The following is a 12,337-nucleotide window of genomic DNA, read 5'->3' as shown; positions in this document are numbered from 1 at the left end:
ACACCTGCCGGTCTGCGGAGTTGGGCTCAGCGCTGCTCGGTGAGACCGGTGCTTTTCTCGGCGCACTCGATGGCGAGCGTGAACAGTGTGCTGACGGCGTCGTGGGGGCGGTAGACGAGGTAGCGCTGCACCCGCTGGGCCACCGGCCCGGCAGGCGATCTCCGAATCTCGGCGAAGATCGGCTGCCAGTCGGGCACCGTGCCCCGGTCGATGGCGGCCACCAGCGCCTCGTAGGGCCATGCGCCGACGGGGTCGGCAGGGTCGGCGTCGACATTGCGAAACCGCAGCGCGCTCACACCGCACCTGCCAAGTGCAAGGCCAACCCTTGGCAGGCCTCCACCACATCGTCCCAGCGGTGCCAGCGCCGGTCGAGTCCCTTGTAGCGAGGCAACTCGTCGATAACGTCGGTGTCTCGCGGCGACGGCTCAGCGAGTGCCATCACCAGCGAGGTCAGCACCGATGCCCGATCGCCCGACCGGTCGACATAGAAGTCGTCGATCGCCGACAGCACTCCGATCGCCGTGTCAGACCCGAGGTGGTCGGCCAGCGCCACCACATCGAGGTAGTCGCGCACCACGTTGCGCTGCACCACCAGGAACGCCTTCACCCGCAGCGCCTCCGGCTCGGTCGGCGCCACGACGACCGCGCCGGGGCCGACATCGATCTCGACGGTCTCGAGCGGCCGGCTGCGGCGCATCTGGCGCAGACCGGCCTCGACCCCGTCGAGGCTGCCCATGATCGTGAACGGCGGCTTCGATGCGCGCACCGAGGTCGCCCAGCCCTCAGTTGCCTCGACGGCGTCCAGGATCATCTCGTAACGATCGACCAGATCGGCCAAGACATGGTCATGGTCGAACGAGTCTCGATGCCCTGCATGCAGCGCCGCTGCCGAGCCTCCCACCAACACCGCATCGGGGACAACCGACTGCAAGCGAGCGGCCGACTGCAACACCCGTCGCAGCGTTTCGCTCATCTCGGCCACCTCCGAAATCCTAACGACAGCCTTGGCTTCGAGCGGCGAGGACATGCACATGTCCGAGCCGATGGCGCGGACCGCTCAATCAGGCACGTCAGAGGCGGGCCAGTGCCTCCTGCACCGCAGTGGCGACCAGTCGGCCGTCTTGCCAGAAGCGGGCCTCCGATACCGGGTGATAGCACTCGCCCGCACTGATCGGCTGTTGCGTCCGAGAAACCACTGGCGGCGCGAGTGCGCCGGGCCGTTCGCCCTCAACTGATGCACCTACACTGCCGTAGTGGATCCGGTCGTTCGGCACAGCGCGCGACGGCACGGCATCAGCGACGAGGACATGCTTCACGCCTACCGCAACCCCATGCGTGCTTTCCGTGACGAGGACGACGAGAACTTCATCATGTACATCGGCGGTGACCGCAGCGGTCAACCGCTCGAAGTCGGCGTCGTCGCCGACGAGGAAGGCCGCGAGACCGTCGTCCACGCTATGCCAGCGCGGCCTCGCTATCTGGAGTAGAACGCATGGGCTGGACGTCTGGGGAGATTGAGGAGCGAGCCGACGAGCTGGCGGATTGGTTCGAGAACGAGTTCCCGGAGCGGGCTCGCGAAGTGCCCGTGGCCGAACTGCTTCTCGAGCGCGCGGCGCGCGCCCGTGCGCAATGCGAGCAAGCGGTCGCCGATGCGGTGCGCTCGGCGCTCGCTGCCGGCATGCCCTGGTCTCGAGTCGGAGCGATACTTGGCATCGACGCTCTCGATGCGCGCCGCACGTACGGGCCTGGAATCGCGGGCGAGTCGATTGGCATTCCCGCAGAACTCGAAGTCTCCGCAGAAGACGACTCGGGCTTGGCGATCGACCTTTAGCAGGGTGCTGAAGTAGTCGGTGGTTGGTGCTCACGTTGGGCGGGCGGGCGCGGGACACTGTCGGCATGCGTGGAACCGTTGATGCCCAGATGGCGCACCGTGGGCGGCGACAAGAACCAACGACACCACAGGATTCGTCGCCGACGCCCGCACGGCGGGGTTCACGCCCCACGTCGGCCAGGTTCGCACCGCCCGCTTTCCGGCTCGGTTCGCCAAGACGCCCACACGACTGGAGCGCATGGCACCCGACAAGGGCGAGCACACCGATGAGATCCTCGCCGAGCTCGGCTATGACGAGGAGCAGATCCTCGAACTCAAGGCTGCCGGCGCCGTCTGGTAGGGGCTGTCGTCAGGCGAAGCGGCTGCGCCAAGCCTTCTCTGCGCAGATTTGCCGTCTGTGGCGGCAAATCTGCGCAGAGTCGAGGAGGACCGGGGCTGTCCGCTGATGCGCAGTCGAAATGAGCGGTCTCCTAGAGCATCACGCCGAACAGCAGCGCTGTCAGACCGAACAACAGCGACACACCGGCGCTGATGCCTCGCTTGGCCACGTTGTCGCCGGCGTTCTGATGCACCAGCGCGCCGACACCGGAGATGAGCACCAGCAGCATCTTGATGCCGAGCAGCATCGCCCAACCCGAGCTCGTCTCTTCGCTCGGAATGCTGAGCATCGACCACAGCCCGGTCGCGACCGCGATGCCGAACGCCGGCCACGCCACCCGCGAGAAGGCTTTCGCAGCGACCTTGCCGGAGCCCGGGTAGGCACGGCTGACGACGGGCACCACTGCGCCGACCACGATCTGACCGCCGATCCACACCGTCACGGCCAGCACGTGCAGCACGATGCGGACGGTGTCGAGATCAAAGGCGACTTCACGGACTTCGTTCATTGGCGGTCTCGATTCTGGGTCAGGTCGGGGGCAGGTCTCATCGCGGGGTTACCACGAATGGACCCATCAGTGGTGTCAGGGCTGAATTCGCTAGGACTGGGCTTCGAGCAGGTCCGCCATGTTGTCGGCGAAGAAGCGGTCGAGCACTCGGTCGTCGAACCCTTCCAACGACGAGTTGAACCGCCCGAGGGGATTGCGGCCGCCCTCGATGTGCGGGTAGTCGCTGGAGAACAGGTAGAGGTTCTCGTTCGAGTCGCGGATCATGGCGCCGACATCCTCGAACGGGTATGGCGTGAACGCCATCTGCCGGGTGATCTGGTCCGATGGCGCCTCGCCCAGCGCCGCAAGATCCGGCTCGGATCGCTTCCAGATCTCGACGATCTGATCCAGCCGGCGCAGCATCTGGGGCACCCAGGCGGCACCCAGCTCGATGACACCGCCACGCAGGCTCGGGTGCCGGGCCAGCACACCGTCAAGCACCATCACGCCGACGAAGGTCTCCGCAGCGTGATGGAGGGCAACCATGTCCTTGCCGCGAACGTTCTCGCCGCCGCCGAGCCAGTCTGTCGGCACTGGGCGGCCGGTGTCCATCCACTCGGGCTTGATCTGCAGCGGATCCCCGCCGACGTGCAGCACGAACGGCACGCCCGCATCGGCCATCTGCGCCCAGACCGGATCAAGGTCTGAGTGCCCGGGCGACGCACCGCCTGCGGGACGGTGGGGGATCCACATCGCGCCCAATCCCAGTTCGAGCGCGTGCTCCATTTCAGCTGCAGCCATCTGCGGATCGTCCAGCGGCAGCAGTGCCACGCCGATCAGCCGGTCGTCGTCGGCACAGAACTCGGCCATGCCCCGGTTGTGTGCCCGGGCTGCCCCGTAGCGCACGTCGAGATCGGTTCGGGGATCAAACGCCACGCCGACGCTGAACGTGGCGAAGACGAACTGCCGGGCAAACCCGAGCAAGTCCAGCGCCGTGGAGCGCTCCGCGGAGTTGAAGGCACCCAGCGCCTGATACCCCTTGGGCCCCGCGATCAGGTCGTCTCCCAGAGCCGTCAGCTCCGCGACGGTCTCGGACGGGTGGGCGCGGGTTCGCGCTGCGAGCTCCATGTCGTCGGTGAGACGCCCACCATTGGCGAAGTCAATGTCGGGGATGCGATCCCGGATGCCCGGGTCCGCATGAGCCCGCAGAAAGTCCGGCAGCTCCATGAGGTGGCTGTCGGCATCGAGGTAAGTCCGATTGCGCGCATAGGCCATGCCCGCAGGTTAGTGACGGGCTGCGCACAGTGACCGTTTCAGGTGGTCGGAAATTCCTGGCTGGCTGATTGGGCTGCCGAGTTAGGTTGCGTCCATGGTGGCTTTCGGGGACGCTGACGGATACAAGCTCGCCTACGAAGCGGGTCTCAACGCCGTGGGTGAGCAAGCATCAACACTTCGCGACACCCGCGATCGAGCGGGTGCGTTGCTGTCCATCGCGGCGGTGGCAGGTGGGCTAGCGGCGGGGCTCTTCTTCGTCGAAGGCCGGCCAGTTGGAATGAGTTGGCTCGGTTTGGCAGGAGCCGTCCTTGCCGTCGCGGGACTTGCTGGAGTTGTGGTGGCAACGGTCATGATCTGGCGTCCTGGCGAGAGTCAATTCGTCCACGACGCCGGTGTGATCGTAGGCTCATATGTCGAAGGAGATCCTCCGGCTGACTTGCCGGAACTGCACTGTGAGCTGGCCCTCTGGCTCGGTGACCAGACCAATTTCAATCGTCAGCAGCTGAGCGCCAGGTCGAAGTGGTTCGACCGAGGCTTGTTACTGTTGCCTGTAGAAGTTGTCGGCGTCATCATCGCTTTGGGAGATGCAGCCCGTGTTTAGGAAGAGACGACGGAACCGGAAGAAGGTACAGCAGCCACAAGCGGGGAGGCCGGCTGCGCCGCCCCGGCCGACTCGTCCCAATCCCGGTGTGTCGGAGAAGCGGGGGGCGCGCTAGTCGCCAGCGTCACGCTCTGCGGACCGTCGGTAGCCTGCCGCGATGGCCGGATCGCATGCGGGGCATCATCATGGCCACGATCAGCCCGACCCGGCGCACGGGCTCGCGGCGAAGGTGCTGACGGTCTCCGACGGCGTTGTCGCTGGCACTCGGCAGGACCGCAGCGGCGAAGCGCTCGGCGAGACGTTGGCTGCCGCGGGATACGAGGTGGTCGAACGCCGTGTGGTTGCCGACGGCATCGAGACGGTGGCCGAGGCGCTGCAGGCCCTGTCCGATGGGTTTGAAGGCCTGATCGTCACGACCGGCGGCACCGGCTTCACCGAACGAGATCTCACACCCGAAGGGACCCGCGCCGTCATCGAGCGCGAGGCGCCGGGGCTCGCCGAGGCGATGCGGCTGGTGAACCCCCTGGGCCGGCTGTCGCGGGGCGTCGCCGGCATCATCGGTCGCTCGGTCGTGCTGAACACGCCCGGCTCCACCAAGGGATGCGTGGAGTGCTTCGAGGCAGTGGCCGATGTGTTACCGCACGCGCTGGCCCTGCTGGCAGGCGAACGGCTTCACTGATGTGCCCGGATGACCCGGCTCCCCACAGCGAGCCGGTGAGCTTGGTGAACCCGGCGACGGAGTCTGACGCTGCGCAGATGGCGGCGGCCATCGATCTGGGCGAGAGCGTCCGGGGCACGACAGCGCCGAATCCGTGGGTGGGCGCCGTGCTCGTCACGGCGAACGGCGAGGCGTTTGACGGGGCCACCGAGCCGCCTCCGCGACGACACGCCGAGATCGTGGCGCTGGACGCGGCGCGCGAGGCCGGCACGGACCCCGCAGGGGCCACGCTGTACACGACGCTGGAGCCCTGCTCGCACACCGGACGCACGCCCCCGTGCGTCGAAGCGATCATCGACGCCGGAATCGCCCGCGTCTTCATCGGCGTCGCCGACCCCGATCCGCACGTGTCAGGCCGGGGAACGCTTGCGCTCCGGTCCGCAGGAATCGACGTCATCGAAGGTCTCGGCGATGTCGAGGCCTCGCTCGGTCCCTACCTGCAGCAGCGCCGCACCGGCAGGCCCTGGGTGGTGCTCAAGCTGGCCGCCACCCTGGACGGCCGCATCGGGGCGCCCGACGGTTCATCGCAGTGGATCACCTCGCCCGAAGCCCGTGCCGATGTCCACGCGCTGCGCGCACGCTGCGATGCGGTGCTGGTGGGTGCTCGCACTGTGCGTGCAGACAACCCGTCACTGACCGTCCGCGATGCACCGGGTACCAACCCGCGCCGCTTCGTGCTCGGCTTAGCGCCGGCTGGCGCAAACGTGCAACCCTGCACCGAGGTAAGCGGGCCGCTGCCCAGAGTGCTGAGGGATCTGGCCGCGGAAGGCGTCGTCGAGCTGCTGGTGGAGGGCGGTGCCCACGTCGCGGGGGAGTTTCACCGGTCTGGCTTGGTCGACGAATACGTCGTGTATCTCGCGCCTGCGCTCGCAGGCGGCGATGACGGGCTCCCGTTGCTCGCGGGCGCTGGCGCATCCACGATCAGCGAGTTCTGGCGTGGCCACATCGCTGAAGTCCGCCACGTCGGCGGGGACCTGCGCGTCAGATTGCACCCCGTCGGGCACCCCGTGCCGCAGTCCAGCGACGATCCCGCCAGTACCGTTACTCCCGATCCGCGCCCTAGCACGGCGCGCTGAAGGGACCAGCGATGTTCACCGGAATCGTCGAGGAACTCGGCAGCCTCGCCGGCAGCGGTAGTGAGCGATACCGATTCAATGCGGCCGTCGTGCTCGCTGACAGCGCCATCGACGATTCGATCGCCGTGAACGGCTGCTGCCTCACCGTCGTCGCAATGGGGGATGGCTGGTGGGAGGCCGACGTCACCGCCGAGACTGCCAGTCGCACTGCGCTCGGTTCGCTGGCAGCGGGCGATTCAGTGAACCTCGAGCGCGCAATGCGCTATGCAGACCGGCTCGGCGGCCACATCGTGCAGGGTCATGTGGACGGTGTGGCAACGATCACGCGACCTGGCCCTGACCTGCGCGTCGCTGTGGGTTCCGACGGGGGATTGCGCCGATACCTGGTGGAGAAGGGGTCGATCACGCTCGACGGCGTCAGCCTCACGTGTTTCGACATCGACGACGACGACACCGGTGGATGCGAGTTCTCGGTGGCACTCATCCCGCACACGATGGCGATGACCACCATCGGCACCGCGCAGCCCGGCGACCCCGTCAACGTTGAGGTTGACGTCCTCGCTCGTTACGTCGAGCGTCTGCTGGGGCAGAATGGTCCCGGAACCAACGATGACTAGTCCGGCATGACCGACCACAACACAGCCGAAGGGGCGCCCGCCCAATCGCCGTTCGCTGCCATTCCCGATGCGATCGACGCCATCGGACGCGGCGAGATCGTCGTGGTCGTCGACGACGAGGACCGTGAGAACGAGGGCGACCTCATCATGGCGGCTGAGCACGCCACGCAAGAGGCGATGGCGTTCTTCGTCCGTTACACATCGGGGGTCATCTGCGCTCCCTTGATGGGGGAACGACTCGACGAGCTGGCATTGCCGCTGATGGTGACCGTCAACACCGAGTCGATGCGCACTGCCTACACGGTCACCGTGGATGCAGCCGAAGGCACCACGACCGGAATTTCAGCGGGAGACCGGGCACAGACCCTGAGCCTGCTGGCCGATCCCAAGTCGAGCGCAAACGACTTCAACCGGCCTGGCCACGTGCTGCCGCTGCGCTATCGCCCCGGTGGCGTGCTCAAGCGGGCCGGACACACAGAAGCAGCGGTGGACCTTGCCCGGCTGGCGGGGTGCCATCCCGCCGGGGTGCTCTGCGAGGTGGTCAACGACGACGGGTCGATGGCCCGCCTGCCGGATCTCGTCGAGTTCCGCGATCAACACGGGTTGCTGCTCATTTCCATCGCCGATCTCATCCGCTACCGGCGCGCCAACGAGCGCCTCGTGGATCCGATCGCGCAAGCCCGCATCCCCACCATCTACGGCGAGTTCATGGGGCACGTCTTCCGCGACTTCGACGACACCGAGCACCTGGCGCTCACCTACGGGGTCGTCATGGGCTCCGAGCCGGTGCTGGTGCGCGTCCACAGCGAATGCCTGACCGGCGACATCCTGGCCTCGATGCGCTGCGATTGCGGGGCACAGCTGCACGGCAGCCTGGAGGCCATCGCCGAGTCGGGCGCCGGCGTGCTCGTGTACCTGCGCGGCCACGAGGGCCGCGGCATCGGCATCGGTCACAAGATCGCTGCGTATTCGCTGCAGGACCTGGGTCGCGACACCGTCGACGCCAACCTGGAGCTGGGCCTGCCGGTGGACAGCCGGGAATACGGCATCGGGGCGCAAATCCTGGCGGAGCTTGGCGTGCACCGGATGCGCCTCATGACGAACAACCCGAACAAGATCGGCGGTCTGTCCGGCTACGGACTCGAAATCGTCGAGCGGGTGCCGACCACGGCGCCAGCCAACCCGCACAACCAGGCCTACCTGCGCACGAAGAAGATGCGCATGGGCCACCTCATGGACGACGAGGCCCAGGGCGACCTGGATCTCGAACAGACGCCCCCGCTCGCGGACTAGAGGACAGGGTTCAGGGGACGATCACGGAGATCGGCATCTCGCCCGGCTTGATGTCGTCGAGATGCCCGAACTGCGGTGCGCTCAGGGGACGATCTTGGAGATCGGCATCTCGACGATGTCCGTCGCACCCCGTTCCAGCAGCTCCGGGATGAGCACGTTGATCTCGTGCTTCGGTGCCACGGTCTCGACTGCGTAAGCGTCGCCGCCCCACAGCTCGTTCACCGTCGGCGCCTTCATCGACGGCAGTACGTCCACCACCGCATCGAGGTGCTCGCGGGCCACATTTAGCTTCACCAGCACCTTGCCGCGGGCGTCGAGCACCCCGTCAAGGAGCGTCTTGATCTGCGTCATCGCTCGGCGCTTTGCCGGGTCGTCGTAGGCAGCGCGGTTGGTGAAGATCTCGGTGTAACTCGTGAGGATCTCGTCGATGATCCGAAGACCGGCTGCTCGCAGGGCCCGCCCCGTCTCGGTGAGGTCGACCACGGCGTCCACGATCTCGGGTGCCTTGGCCTCGGTTGCGCCGTAGCTCAGCCGCACATCGGCATCGACGCCGCGCTCGGCGAAGTGGCGACGGGTGAGTTCGGGATACTCGCTCGACACCCGTACCCCGTCAGGCAGGTCGGCGAGCGCCTGGTAGCTGCTGGCTTCGGGCACTGCCACCACGATGTGCACCGGTCGCGAAGTGGCCTTCGAGTAGCGCAACTCGCCTAGGGAGATGACGTCGCTGCCGGTCTCCTCGATCCAATCGCGTCCGGCGATGCCCAGATCGAACAGACCATCGGCAACGTAGGACGGGATTTCCTGGGGCCGCAGGATCCGCACGTCGTCGATGCGCGGGTCGTCAATCGTTGCGCGGTAGTCCACCGCTGAGCCCCTGCGAACTGGCAGGTCGGCATCAGCAAAAAGCTGCAGGGTCGCCTCTTCGAGCGAGCCCTTTGGGAGCACGAGCTTGAGCACGGGCGGTAACGGTACCCGCGCCACCGCTGCGAGCTGTGCTGGTTATTGCCGTGCTAGTTCTTGACGTGCCGTGCGGGCTGTCGCCGTGTGCCGACTCGACAGCTCAGGCTTCGGATTGGCGCTTGTGGATTTCCACGTATGCAAGGCGGATCTGCTGCAAGGCGCCCCGCAGCGTCTCACCGGCGGGCAGCTGGTCGGCCAGATGGTCCACGAGCAGTCCCAGCGCATCAATGGGCAGGCGCGCCTCGGTCAGGTCAGGCGGATCCCGCTGCAGGTGGAGTGCCGCCAGCTCGAACAGTCCCATCATGTGGTTCTGCACGATCTCGGCCGCCGGCACCGACACCAGCTGTTCCTGGGCCTCGCGCAGCCGCTCCTGCATCTCGGCCAGCTCTTCGGGATCGAAGGGCTCGCCGGTACGCGGATCGATCGGCAAACCCGTCTCGGGGTCTATGTCAAATGCGCCGCCGTCGTCATCAGCGGAGTACGCACCGCCATCGTCATCAGCCTCGCTGGGCGGAGCCTGCGACGGCTCGCCGGTGCCCTCGCGAGGTACGCGATGCTCACCCTCCGGTGTCCACAACGTGCTCATCGGCGACCTCTCCAGCTCGTATCACTGCGCTGGCCTGTAACGACCTCGCCTCGGCGCTGTGTCGGACTGCGCCGGTGTCTCCGCACCGCCACTGTGCCGCCCATAGCCAGCGCTGTTACCCTACGGCCCCTACAACTGAAACAAGCGGGGTCCTGACCCCCACCGAACCGCCGGAAGGCGCGTTCCGGTACCGGGTTCGCAACGGATGCCGCGTGGACGAGGAGCGTCCTTTGGACAAGCGAGTACGGCCATAGCACGCGCAAGTGATGGTGACGCCCGGATCAACGAGGACATCAGGGTCCGCGAGGTCCGTCTGGTTGCACCCGACGGCGAGCAGATCGGCATCAAGTCGGTGCCTGAGGCCCTGCAGATCGCACGAAACATGGACTTGGACCTCGTTGAGGTGGCTCCGAACGCTGCCCCTCCGGTCTGCCGGATCATGGATTACGGCAAGTACAAGTACGAGGCGGCACAGCGGGCGAAGGAGTCGCGGCGCAAGACGTCGCATGCGGGGCTGAAGGAGATGAAGTACCGGCCCAAGATCGGCTCCGGCGACTTCGGCACCAAGACAGCCAAGGTCTGCAAGTTCCTCGAAGACGGCCACAAGGTCAAGGTCACCGTCATGTTCAGAGGGCGTGAGGTGTTCCATCCCGAACTGGGCGGCCAGATCCTGGAGCGTGTCGCCGAGGCAGTTGCCGACATCGGGAAGGTCGACCAGTTCCCCCGGCTGGACGGGCGCAACATGACCATGTTGTTGAGCCCAGACCGCATCTCGCGCCAGCGCCGCAAGGCCGCAGACTCGCCCAGCGACTGACGCCCCGCCGGCCCGCGCTGCAGCCGTCGGACGCAGTTCCACAGACTCACGCACCTAGAACGTGTGAGCCAGACCGAGTGAGCCAAGAGAGCAAGGCACTGAAACCATGCCCAAGATGAAGACCCACAGCGGCGCCAAGAAGCGCTTCAAGACCACGGGCTCCGGCAAGCTCGTTCGCCGCAAGCGGAACCGCAATCACCTGCTCGAGAAGAAGTCGTCGGCGCGCAAGCGGCGCTTAGCACTCGAGGGCGAGGTGTCCAGCGCCGATCGCAAGCGAGTCAACCGGATGCTGGGCCGCTGAGCCCCGTTTCCGCAGACCCGATCCCAGAGAAGCGAGAGGATCCACATGGCACGAGTCAAGCGATCCGTGGCTAGTCGCACCCGTCGCAAGGCGACGCTCCAGAAGGCGAAGGGCTACTACGGCAACAAGAGCAGGTCATTCAGGGCCGCCAACGAGCAGGTCATGCATAGCGGGCAGTACGCGTTCCGCGACCGCAGGGCCCGTAAGGGCGAATTCCGCCGCCTGTGGATCCAGCGCATCAACGCTGCTGCACGCCAGAACGGCACCACCTACAGCAGGCTCATACACGGGCTGGATGTGGCAGGCATCGTCGTCGACCGCAAGAACCTGGCAGACCTCGCCGTGAGCGATCCCGCAGCATTCGCTGCGATCGCCGAGCGTGCCGAGGTTGCCCTCACCGACACAGCCGCCGGTAACGGCGGCCAAGTCGACTCAGCCGCCTGAGCACAGCCCACCCGCTGCCGCCTTCGAAGGCCGCGCTGTCGCGGCTGTCTCGGCTGGTGCGCGACCGGCGCCAGCGCGACGCAACGGGCTTGTCCGTCGTGGAGGGCCCCAGAGCCGTCGACGGGGCTTTGGCCAGCGGCGCGACGCTTGAAGCCGTCTTCGCGCGACCCGAGTTAGTCGACCGCTACGCGCCTTCCGGCGCGTCCGACGAACACCCGGATGCAACGCGCCTGGGGGCCGGGTTCCGGGAACGGATCGGTGCGGTCCACCCCGTTCCTGCCGAGATTCTCGACCCGCTCGCCGATGCGATGAACCCCCAAGGGGTCCTCGCGATCGCACGTTTCGCAGATTCGCCGCTCAAGGCGGCAGCGGCAGCCGCGCGGGTCGTGGTGCTCGAAGCGGTGCGCGACCCAGGCAATGCCGGCGCCGTGGTCCGCAGCGCAGTCGCAGCTGGTTTCGGCGCAGTCATCGCCACCGAGGGCACGACCGACCTGTGGAGCCCCAAGGCGCTGCGAGGCGCAGCGGGGCTCACATTCGGGCCCATCGTCTGCCGCGGGCGCTCCACAATCGACGTGCTCGATGCTCTGGGAGACGCCGGGCACGTGCGGGTGCGTGCGACCCCCAACGGCGATGTCTCAGTGGACGAGCTGCTGCGTGCTGAACGCATGACCCTCGTGATCGGCAACGAGGCGCACGGTCCGTCGGCCGAAGCGGTGGCAGGCACCGACGTTGCCGTCACGATTCCCATGCAGCATCCCGTCGACTCGCTCAACGTGGCCGTCGCCGCCGCCGTGCTGATGTATGCCCTGCGGCGGTGAGCCCGAGGGTGCGTCGTCCATGGCGGCTGACGCTCCCGCATGCACGTCGTTGGAGGTCGATGGCAAATTGAGTTCGCGATTGCACCGCGGACTCGTACCCTGCCTGCCGTGAACGGCCCAGCTTCCGCAGGGGGACT

17 protein-coding genes are annotated in these 12,337 nt (G+C 66.9%); 11 read left to right on the top strand and 6 right to left on the bottom strand.

Going from position 1 to position 12,337, the window contains the following annotated elements; translation table 11 throughout:
* Nucleotides 1–26: 26 nt before the first annotated feature.
* The gene (locus ACOCMM_RS13905) at nt 27–296 is read right to left on the bottom strand and encodes a hypothetical protein (RefSeq protein ID WP_419553732.1); all 270 of its coding nucleotides are present in this window, start codon (nt 294–296) and stop codon (nt 27–29) included.
* The gene (locus ACOCMM_RS13900; RefSeq protein ID WP_419553731.1) at nt 293–973 is read right to left on the bottom strand and encodes a hypothetical protein; all 681 of its coding nucleotides are present in this window, start codon (nt 971–973) and stop codon (nt 293–295) included. Before ACOCMM_RS13900 ends, ACOCMM_RS13905 begins: the two co-directional genes overlap by 4 nt.
* Before the next feature lie 280 nt (nt 974–1,253).
* Between ACOCMM_RS13900 and ACOCMM_RS13895 the strand changes: the two genes are divergently transcribed.
* Together ACOCMM_RS13895 and ACOCMM_RS13890 are read left to right on the top strand one after the other, a co-directional pair.
* A complete protein-coding gene (locus tag ACOCMM_RS13895) occupies nt 1,254–1,487 on the top strand; it encodes a hypothetical protein (RefSeq protein ID WP_419553730.1) in 234 nt (77 codons plus the stop codon).
* 5 nt (nt 1,488–1,492) lie between these two features.
* Nucleotides 1,493–1,831 carry a hypothetical protein gene (locus tag ACOCMM_RS13890; protein ID WP_419553729.1) on the top strand — a complete coding sequence of 113 codons (339 nt, stop codon included), beginning with the start codon at nt 1,493–1,495 and terminating at the stop codon, nt 1,829–1,831.
* Nucleotides 1,832–2,301: 470 nt separating this feature from the next.
* On the opposite strand, the gene ACOCMM_RS13885 is transcribed toward ACOCMM_RS13890, so the two are convergent.
* The gene (locus ACOCMM_RS13885; RefSeq protein WP_419553728.1) at nt 2,302–2,718 is read right to left on the bottom strand and encodes a hypothetical protein; all 417 of its coding nucleotides are present in this window, start codon (nt 2,716–2,718) and stop codon (nt 2,302–2,304) included.
* A 90-nt stretch (nt 2,719–2,808) separates the two neighbouring features.
* A complete protein-coding gene (locus ACOCMM_RS13880) occupies nt 2,809–3,972 on the bottom strand; it encodes an amidohydrolase family protein (protein WP_419553727.1) in 1,164 nt (387 codons plus the stop codon).
* A 94-nt stretch (nt 3,973–4,066) separates the two neighbouring features.
* Here ACOCMM_RS13880 and ACOCMM_RS13875 point away from each other — a divergent pair, with 94 nt between their 5' ends.
* The 5 genes from ACOCMM_RS13875 to ACOCMM_RS13855 all read left to right on the top strand — a co-directional run bounded on the left by ACOCMM_RS13875 (nt 4,067) and on the right by ACOCMM_RS13855 (nt 8,277).
* Nucleotides 4,067–4,573, top strand: coding sequence for a hypothetical protein (locus tag ACOCMM_RS13875; protein ID WP_419553726.1), 507 nt, complete (start codon nt 4,067–4,069; stop codon nt 4,571–4,573).
* A 157-nt stretch (nt 4,574–4,730) separates the two neighbouring features.
* Nucleotides 4,731–5,252: a MogA/MoaB family molybdenum cofactor biosynthesis protein gene (locus ACOCMM_RS13870; RefSeq protein WP_419553725.1), complete on the top strand. Its 522-nt coding sequence runs from the start codon at nt 4,731–4,733 to the stop codon at nt 5,250–5,252.
* Nucleotides 5,252–6,367 (top strand): bifunctional diaminohydroxyphosphoribosylaminopyrimidine deaminase/5-amino-6-(5-phosphoribosylamino)uracil reductase RibD, encoded by a 1,116-nt coding sequence (ribD, locus tag ACOCMM_RS13865; RefSeq protein WP_419553724.1) that lies wholly within the window; start codon nt 5,252–5,254, stop codon nt 6,365–6,367. Before ACOCMM_RS13870 ends, ribD begins: the two co-directional genes overlap by 1 nt.
* 11 nt (nt 6,368–6,378) lie before the next feature.
* The gene (locus ACOCMM_RS13860) at nt 6,379–6,984 is read left to right on the top strand and encodes a riboflavin synthase (RefSeq protein WP_419553723.1); all 606 of its coding nucleotides are present in this window, start codon (nt 6,379–6,381) and stop codon (nt 6,982–6,984) included.
* A 6-nt stretch (nt 6,985–6,990) separates the two neighbouring features.
* Nucleotides 6,991–8,277: a bifunctional 3,4-dihydroxy-2-butanone-4-phosphate synthase/GTP cyclohydrolase II gene (locus ACOCMM_RS13855; RefSeq protein WP_419553722.1), complete on the top strand. Its 1,287-nt coding sequence runs from the start codon at nt 6,991–6,993 to the stop codon at nt 8,275–8,277.
* An 81-nt stretch (nt 8,278–8,358) separates the two neighbouring features.
* Here the strand turns inward: ACOCMM_RS13855 and hisG are convergent, their stop codons facing one another.
* Nucleotides 8,359–9,234 (bottom strand): ATP phosphoribosyltransferase, encoded by an 876-nt coding sequence (gene hisG, locus ACOCMM_RS13850; RefSeq protein WP_419553721.1) that lies wholly within the window; start codon nt 9,232–9,234, stop codon nt 8,359–8,361.
* A 103-nt stretch (nt 9,235–9,337) separates the two neighbouring features.
* Entirely contained in the window at nt 9,338–9,823 is a 486-nt protein-coding gene (locus ACOCMM_RS13845) for a hypothetical protein (RefSeq protein WP_419553720.1), read from the bottom strand.
* 205 nt (nt 9,824–10,028) lie between these two features.
* Here ACOCMM_RS13845 and infC point away from each other — a divergent pair, with 205 nt between their 5' ends.
* From infC to ACOCMM_RS13825, 4 genes are all read left to right on the top strand, one after another.
* Nucleotides 10,029–10,637, top strand: a complete 609-nt coding sequence (infC, locus tag ACOCMM_RS13840) for a translation initiation factor IF-3 (RefSeq protein WP_419553719.1) — start codon at nt 10,029–10,031, stop codon at nt 10,635–10,637.
* A gap of 106 nt (nt 10,638–10,743) precedes the next feature.
* On the top strand, nt 10,744–10,938 hold the full coding sequence (gene rpmI, locus ACOCMM_RS13835; RefSeq protein WP_419553718.1) for a 50S ribosomal protein L35: 195 nt from the start codon (nt 10,744–10,746) through the stop codon (nt 10,936–10,938).
* Between the two features lie 45 nt (nt 10,939–10,983).
* Nucleotides 10,984–11,382 (top strand): 50S ribosomal protein L20, encoded by a 399-nt coding sequence (gene rplT / locus ACOCMM_RS13830; RefSeq protein ID WP_419553717.1) that lies wholly within the window; start codon nt 10,984–10,986, stop codon nt 11,380–11,382.
* Nucleotides 11,383–11,438: 56 nt separating this feature from the next.
* Nucleotides 11,439–12,200: a TrmH family RNA methyltransferase gene (locus tag ACOCMM_RS13825; protein WP_419553716.1), complete on the top strand. Its 762-nt coding sequence runs from the start codon at nt 11,439–11,441 to the stop codon at nt 12,198–12,200.
* The last annotated feature ends 137 nt before the right edge of the window (nt 12,201–12,337 follow it).

The sequence above is a fragment of the Candidatus Poriferisodalis sp. genome (assembly GCF_965198245.1).
In the GTDB taxonomy this organism is placed as follows: Bacteria; Actinomycetota; Acidimicrobiia; order Acidimicrobiales; family Poriferisodalaceae; genus Poriferisodalis.
Note: the sequence above shows the minus strand (reverse complement) of the source record. Positions and strands in the feature narration are given on the sequence as shown.

What these genes read in the sequence shown, in the direction of transcription:
- ACOCMM_RS13900 (WP_419553731.1), bottom strand. Translation starts at nt 973, where the DNA reads ATGAGCGAAACGCTGCGACGGGTGTTGCAGTCGGCCGCTCGCTTGCAG.
- rplT (WP_419553717.1), top strand. Translation starts at nt 10,984, where the DNA reads ATGGCACGAGTCAAGCGATCCGTGGCTAGTCGCACCCGTCGCAAGGCG.
- rpmI (WP_419553718.1), top strand. Translation starts at nt 10,744, where the DNA reads ATGCCCAAGATGAAGACCCACAGCGGCGCCAAGAAGCGCTTCAAGACC.
- infC (WP_419553719.1), top strand. Translation starts at nt 10,029, where the DNA reads ATGCCGCGTGGACGAGGAGCGTCCTTTGGACAAGCGAGTACGGCCATA.
- ribD (WP_419553724.1), top strand. Translation starts at nt 5,252, where the DNA reads ATGTGCCCGGATGACCCGGCTCCCCACAGCGAGCCGGTGAGCTTGGTG.
- ACOCMM_RS13870 (WP_419553725.1), top strand. Translation starts at nt 4,731, where the DNA reads ATGGCCGGATCGCATGCGGGGCATCATCATGGCCACGATCAGCCCGAC.
- ACOCMM_RS13885 (WP_419553728.1), bottom strand. Translation starts at nt 2,718, where the DNA reads ATGAACGAAGTCCGTGAAGTCGCCTTTGATCTCGACACCGTCCGCATC.
- ACOCMM_RS13890 (WP_419553729.1), top strand. Translation starts at nt 1,493, where the DNA reads ATGGGCTGGACGTCTGGGGAGATTGAGGAGCGAGCCGACGAGCTGGCG.
- ACOCMM_RS13875 (WP_419553726.1), top strand. Translation starts at nt 4,067, where the DNA reads ATGGTGGCTTTCGGGGACGCTGACGGATACAAGCTCGCCTACGAAGCG.
- ACOCMM_RS13855 (WP_419553722.1), top strand. Translation starts at nt 6,991, where the DNA reads ATGACCGACCACAACACAGCCGAAGGGGCGCCCGCCCAATCGCCGTTC.
- ACOCMM_RS13845 (WP_419553720.1), bottom strand. Translation starts at nt 9,823, where the DNA reads ATGAGCACGTTGTGGACACCGGAGGGTGAGCATCGCGTACCTCGCGAG.
- ACOCMM_RS13860 (WP_419553723.1), top strand. Translation starts at nt 6,379, where the DNA reads ATGTTCACCGGAATCGTCGAGGAACTCGGCAGCCTCGCCGGCAGCGGT.
- ACOCMM_RS13880 (WP_419553727.1), bottom strand. Translation starts at nt 3,972, where the DNA reads ATGGCCTATGCGCGCAATCGGACTTACCTCGATGCCGACAGCCACCTC.